Genomic DNA, 6,156 nt, shown 5'->3' with positions numbered 1-6,156 from the left:
ACCGACGGCCGGCGCCTGCTGGTCGACTGGCGCTCGCCCGCGGCGGAGCCATTCTTCGCCGCGACGCACGCCGACCCGCGGGGTCTGGTGAGCCGGCGCCGTTACCGATGGACGCGCGGCCGGATCACCGACTACTGGGACGAGGTGTTCACCGCCGAGGGGCTCGACCGGCACGCCGCCGCGCTCGACGACCAGTCCGCCTTCGTCGCGAGCCTCGGGAGCACCCGCTCGGCCCGGATGCGCGACGTGCTGGGCACGCTGCAGGCCGACCAGGATGCCATCATCCGCGCGGGGTCCGCCGGCGCCCTCGTGGTCGACGGCGGCCCCGGCACGGGCAAGACGGTCGTCGCGCTGCACCGGACGGCGTACCTGCTCTACTCCGACCCACGGCTGGGCGAGCGCCGCGGCGGCGTGCTGGTCGTGGGGCCGCACCAGCCGTACCTCAGCTACATCGCCGACGTCCTGCCCAGCCTCGGCGAGGAGGACGTGCAGACGTGCACCCTGCGCGACCTGGTGCCCGAGGGCGCCGGCGCGCGGCCCGAGCCCGATCCGGAGGTGGCGCGGCTCAAGGCGTCCGCGCGGCTGGTGGGGGCGATCGACGCGGCCGTGCGGTTCCACGAGGAGCCGCCGGCCACCGGCATGACGATCGAGACGGAGACCGGTGCGCTGCGGCTGACGGCGGGCGACTGGGCCGAGGCCTTCGCGGCGCCCGGCCCCGGGACCCCGCACAACGAGGCCCGCGAGGAGGTGTGGGAGGAGCTGCTCGCGATCCTGGCGGACAAGGACGAGGACGCCGACCCGGCGGAGCTGCGGCGCCACGGGGAGCTGCGCGCGGCGTTCACCCGGGCGTGGCCGCTGCTGGAGGCGGCCGACGTCGTCGGGGACCTGTGGACCGTACCGGCCTATCTGCGCAGGTGCGCACCCTGGCTCGACGCGGACGACGTACGCACACTGCAGCGGAAGGATCCCGGGGCCTGGACCACCGCGGATCTGCCGCTGCTCGACGCGGCCCGGCACCGGCTCGGCGACCCGGAGGCCGAGCGGCACCGGCGCCGGCAGACCGCCGCCGTGGCCGCCCACCGCGCGCGCATGGCGACGGTGATCGACGACCTCGTCGAGTCCCAGACGTACGACGACGGGGAGGGCCTGATGACGATGCTGCGCCAGGCCGACCTGCGGGACGTGCTCGCCGACGGCGGTGCCCTGCCGGCGCCGGACCCCGACCGGCTCGCGGGCCCGTTCGCGCACGTCGTCGTGGACGAGGCGCAGGAGCTGACCGACGCCGAGTGGCAGATGCTGCTCCAGCGCTGCCCGTCGCGCAGCTTCACGATCGTGGGCGACCGCGCGCAGGCCCGGCACGGGTTCACCGAGTCGTGGGAGGAGCGGCTGCGGCGGATCGGGCTCCGCCGGGTCACCCTGTCCCGGCTGACCATCAACTACCGGACCCCGTCCGAGGTCATGGCGGAGGCCGCTCCGGTCATCCGGGCCGCGCTGCCGGACGCGAACGTGCCGGCCTCCATCCGGAGCAGCGGCGTTCCCGTCGCCCGGGGCCACGTCGCCGAGCTGCCGGCGGTCCTCGACACGTGGCTGGCCGCCCACGCCGAGGGGGAGGGCATCGCCTGCGTGATCGGCGATCCCACCTTCGCGGCGACCGGCCGGATCCGGTCGCTGCGCCCGGAGCTGGCCAAGGGACTGGAGTTCGACCTGGTCGTCGTGGTCAACCCCGGCGATTTCGGTACGGGCGTCGCGGGCGCCGTCGACCGCTACGTCGCCATGACCCGGGCCACCCAGCAGCTGGTGATCCTCACCGGCTGATGCCCAGGGTTGTCCACAAGTGGTCAGCCGCCCGGGTGTGCGTGCCCGCGGCGGCCGGCTCCGCCAGGGCGCGGGCGGCGGCGGCCAGTCCCGCGTGGGCGCGCGCCTGCTCGTACCGGTCGCCGGTCGCGACCGCGAGGGCGAGCGCCGCGGTGTGCCGGTTGCGCGCCTCCACGGGACGGTCGGTGGCGGTCAGCACCTCGCCGAGGCTGTTGGTCGCCCGGGCCTCCCCGGACCGCTCGCCGATGCCGTGCAGGACCGCGATCGCCTCGCGCAGGCAGCCCGCGTTGCGGGTCACCGAGCCGATCCCGTCCAGCGCGAGGGCCTCCCCGGCCCTCTCACTGGTACGCCGGAAGATCCCGAGGGCCTCCCGATGGCACCGCGCCGCCTCCTCGTCCGAGCCCCGCGCGCGGGCGACGTGGCCGAGACTGATCAGTGCGTACCCCTCGCCGGGGCCGTCGCCGATCCGCCGGCAGAGGTCGATCGCCGCCCGCAGCCGGCGCGCGGCCTCGTCGTGGCGGCCCTGGCGGAGGCGGACCTGGCCGAGGTTGCCGAGCGCGCGGGCCTCCCCGGCGCTGTCGCCCGCCTGCCGGCACAGGGCGAGGGCCTCCTCCAGCCGGCGGGCCGCGTCGGCGTACCGGCCCTGGCCCTGGTCGATGTGGCCGAGGTTGCCGAGCGCCCGGGCCTCCACGGCACTGTCCCCGCAGGCCCGGGCCAGCTCGACCGCCCGGCGCAGCAGCCCGGCGGCCGGCTCGTAGTGCCCCTGCTGCACCTCGGCCACGGCCATGTTGGTCAGCAGGTGCGCCTCGGCGGCCGGGTCGCCGAGCTGCTGGGCGGCCTTCCGGGCGTACGCGTGCATGGTCGTCGCCTCGGCATGGTGCCCGGCGCTCTCCAGGTAGCGCAGCAGCGTGATCGTGAGCCGCACGGCGTGCCGGGGCCGGGCCGTGGCGCTGTGCGCGACCAGGGCGACGAGATTGGCGCGTTCGGCGTCCAGCCAGGACAGTGCCGCCTCGGCGCTGCCGATCAGGGGCAGGGCCGTGGCGGGCCGGGCCAGCGCGTCGCGGCGGTGCCGCTCGGCGGGGTGGAGCACGTCGGTGGCCGCCCCGGCGGTGAACAGCCACGCGTCGGCCAGCCGGTCCAGCGCGTCCCGGCCGTCCGCGGCGTCCCGGCCGGCGGCCAGCTCCCGGGCGTACGCGCGGAGCAGGTCGTGCTGGAGGTACCTGTCGGGAGCGGTCTGCTGCACCAGATGCGCCCGGGACAGCGTTGTCAGGAGCCGCCGGGCCTCCGTCACGCCGGTGCCGAGCAGGGCCGCCGCGGCATGCTCGTCGAAGTCGGCGCCGGGGTGCAGCCCGACCAGCCGGAAGGCGCGCGCGGCCGCCGGGGTGAGCTGCTGGTACGACCAGGAGAACACCGCCCGGACGCCCGTGCGCGGGTCGCCGCCGGCCGCCAGCAGGTCGAGCCGGCGCTCCTCGTCGGCGAGCTCGGCGACCAGCGCCGCCAGCGACACCTCGGGCCGGGCGACCGCCAGCTCGGCGGCGACCCGCAACGCCAGCGGCAGCCGCGCGCACCGGTCGACCAGGTCCGCCGCGGCCGCCGGGCCGGTGTTCACCCGATCGCCGACCAGCCGGCGCACCAGGCTCAAGGCGTCGTCGGCGGGCATCAGCCGCAGGTCGAGCCGGCGGGCCCCCTCGCGGGCCACGAGGCCCGGCAGGGTGTCCCGGCTGGTCACCAGGACGACGCACGAGGGGGAGCCGGGCAGCAGCGGCCGCACCTGGTCGACGGACGCGGCGTTGTCCAGCACCAGGAGCATGCGCCGGCCGTCGAGCAGGCTCCGGTAGCGGGCGGCCCGCTCGTCGAGGTCGCCCGGGACGTCGGCGCCGGGCAGGCCCAGCGCCCGCAGGAACCGGGCCAGGCCCTCGCCGGGCGGCATCGGGCGCTCCACGTCGTACCCGCGGAGGTTGACGTACAGCTGCCCGTCCGGGAAGCCGCCGCGCACCCGGTGGGCCCAGTGCACGGCGAGCGCGGTCTTGCCCACCCCGGCGGTGCCGGCGACGACCGCGACCGGCGAACCGGCCTGGAGGAGCTTGTCGAGCACCGCCAGCTCCTCCTCGCGGCCGGTGAAGGCGGGCACGTCCGCGGGCAGCTGGGCGGGGATCTCCCGGACCCGCGAAGGGGCCGCCGGCCCGCCCTCCCGCAGCACCGTCTCGTGCGCCGCGACCAGCTCGGGACCGGGGTCGACGCCCAGCTCGCCGGCGAGCCGGCGGCGCGCGTCGTGGAACGCCGCAAAGGCCTCCGCCCGCCGCCCGGCCGCCCCGAGCGCCCGGATCAGGCGCGCCTGCCCGGCCTCGTCCAGCGGCTGGTCGTTCGCGGCCTCCTGCAACGCCGGCAGCGCCTCGCGGGCCTGACCCAGCGCGATCAGCAGCTCCCCGTAGCGGCCGAGCGCGGTGCGATGCTCCTCGCGCAGCGCCAGGACCTTCGGATGCTGCGCCAGCACGGGTACGTCCAGCAGCGGCGCACCGGTCCACTCGGCGAGCGCCTCGGCGTAGCGGGCGGCGGCGGCCGGGCCGTCGCCACGGTGCTGCGCCTCGGCCGCCTCGGCCAGCAGGCGGCGGAAGCGGAGCAGGTCGAGGCCGTCGGCGCCCGGCCGCAGGGCGTACCCGTCGCCGATGTGCGGCAGCACCGCGCTGCGCGACCGGGGCGGGCGGTCCGGTTCCAGCAGCCGGCGCAGCCGCTTGACGTGGGTCTGCAGAACGTTCGCGGCGGTGGGCGGCGGCCGGTCGCCCCACAGCGAGTCGATCAGCTCCGGCTGCGTCACGGGCTGTCCGGTGGCGAGCGCGAGCAGGCCGAGCACGGCACGCTGCCCGGGCGAGGTCAGATCGACCGGGCCGTCGCCCGCCCACACCCGGACCGGCCCCAGCACCTGGATCCGCACCTGCGCACCCCCGGGCGTCCAGTCGCCGTCCAGTGCGCGTCCAGTGCGGCGCACCACTCTGCTCCCGGAACCCTAAATCGAGGAAAAGCAATATCACAACGGGGAGGATCCGCCCGATGTTTCACGCTGCCGTCGCCGCCGCCCTCGTCCTCACGCCCGCTCCGGCCGTCGTTCCCGCGGAGTACGCCTGCCAGGTCGAGTACGAGATGTTCCGCAACTCCGGCGGCTTCCAGTCGAACATCACCATCACCAACACGGGGGAGGCCACGATCAAGACCTGGACGCTCTATTTCACGCTCCCGGCCGGGCAGCGCCTCGTCGAGGGCTGGAACGCCGACTGGACGGCCGAGAACCAGGCGCTGACCGCGGTGAGCCTCGACTACAACAGCGAGGTCGTCAAGGGCGCCCAGGCCTTCCCGCAGTTCCGGGGCACGGGAACCGATTCCACCACCGAGCCCGCCGAGTTCTTCATCAACGGCGTGCGCTGTTCCCTGCGCTAGCATCGCCGGCCTCGCAGGCGGCGACGAAGCGGGCGATGCTGGTCGAGGTCTGCTCGGCCGTCCAGGCCAGCCGGACCCGCGCCGGGGCCAGGCCGCGCACGCGCACCAGGCGCACCCCGCGCGGGGCCGGCACCTCCTCCACCATGGGCAGCGGCACGAACGCGATCCCGTCGCCGGAGCGCACGTGCACGAAGAGCTGCAGCAGATCCTCCACCTCGGGCCCGGCGAGGGGCGCGCCGTCCAGCCAGTACGCGCGCTCCTGGGCCGTGCTGCCGGCCCAGCCGAGCACGGCATCCGCGAGCAGATCGGCGCGGTCGACGACGTCGCACCCGGCGAGCCGATGCTCCCCGGGCAGCACCGCGACCCGCTCCTGGACGGTGACCAGCGCGGTGTCCAGGCCGGTCTCGTCGAACTCGCCGCTGGTCAAGGCGAGGTCCGCCGCCCCGGACCGCAGCGACGCCAGCTGCGTGCGCCAGTGGGCCATGACCGGCTCGACCCGCTCGCCGGGGCACGCGGCGATCAGGCCGCCGAGCAGCTCGTAGTCGCAGGCGCGGGCGCTGACCCGCAGGGGAGGCCGGTGGGTGCTGGTCTCGCGCGTCTGCCGGACGGCGGCGCTCACCTGCCGCTCGATGGCGCGGGCCCGGTCGGCCAGGATGGTGCCGGCCGCGGTCAGCACGGACCCGCGCGGCAGCCGGTCGACGAGGGCGACGCCGACGGACCGTTCGAGGCCGGCGATGGCCCGGGTCAAGGCGGGCTGGGTGATTCCCAGGCTCGCGGCGGCATGCGTGATGCCACCGGTGTCGGCGACGGCGACCAGGTAACGCAACTGGCGAAGCTCGACATCTGCCACCGGGCCAGTCTGACATGCCCCTCCGGCATGGCCCGGCATGCCGGGAACGGTCTGGCCCG

General features: G+C 76.3%; 4 protein-coding genes. 2 read left to right on the top strand and 2 right to left on the bottom strand.

Going from position 1 to position 6,156, the window contains the following annotated elements:
* Positions 1 to 1,815, top strand: a 1,815-nt coding sequence (helR, locus tag RBH18_RS30035; RefSeq protein ID WP_306213818.1) for an RNA polymerase recycling motor ATPase HelR, incomplete at its 5' end; no start/stop codon positions are given.
* On the opposite strand, the gene RBH18_RS30030 is transcribed toward helR, so the two are convergent.
* A complete protein-coding gene (locus RBH18_RS30030; RefSeq protein ID WP_456237641.1) occupies positions 1,805 to 4,747 on the bottom strand; it encodes a BTAD domain-containing putative transcriptional regulator in 2,943 nt (980 codons plus the stop codon). The two genes, helR and RBH18_RS30030, sit on opposite strands and share 11 nt — an antisense overlap.
* 116 nt (positions 4,748 to 4,863) lie before the next feature.
* On the opposite strand from RBH18_RS30030, the gene RBH18_RS30025 reads away from it, so the two are divergent.
* A complete protein-coding gene (locus RBH18_RS30025) occupies positions 4,864 to 5,247 on the top strand; it encodes a cellulose binding domain-containing protein (protein WP_306213816.1) in 384 nt (127 codons plus the stop codon).
* Here RBH18_RS30025 and RBH18_RS30020 read toward each other — a convergent pair.
* Entirely contained in the window at positions 5,219 to 6,097 is an 879-nt protein-coding gene (locus RBH18_RS30020; protein WP_306213815.1) for a LysR family transcriptional regulator, read from the bottom strand. The two genes, RBH18_RS30025 and RBH18_RS30020, sit on opposite strands and share 29 nt — an antisense overlap.
* Positions 6,098 to 6,156: the final 59 nt, after the last annotated feature.

Source organism: Actinoplanes oryzae (assembly GCF_030757795.1).
In the GTDB taxonomy this organism is placed as follows: domain Bacteria; phylum Actinomycetota; class Actinomycetes; order Mycobacteriales; family Micromonosporaceae; genus Actinoplanes.
The sequence above is the reverse complement of the archived record's forward strand: the minus strand, read 5'-3'. Positions and strand labels throughout refer to the sequence as shown.

Excerpts from the sequence above, each read along its gene's own strand:
- RBH18_RS30025 (WP_306213816.1), top strand. The coding sequence starts at position 4,864 with ATGTTTCACGCTGCCGTCGCCGCCGCCCTCGTCCTCACGCCCGCTCCG.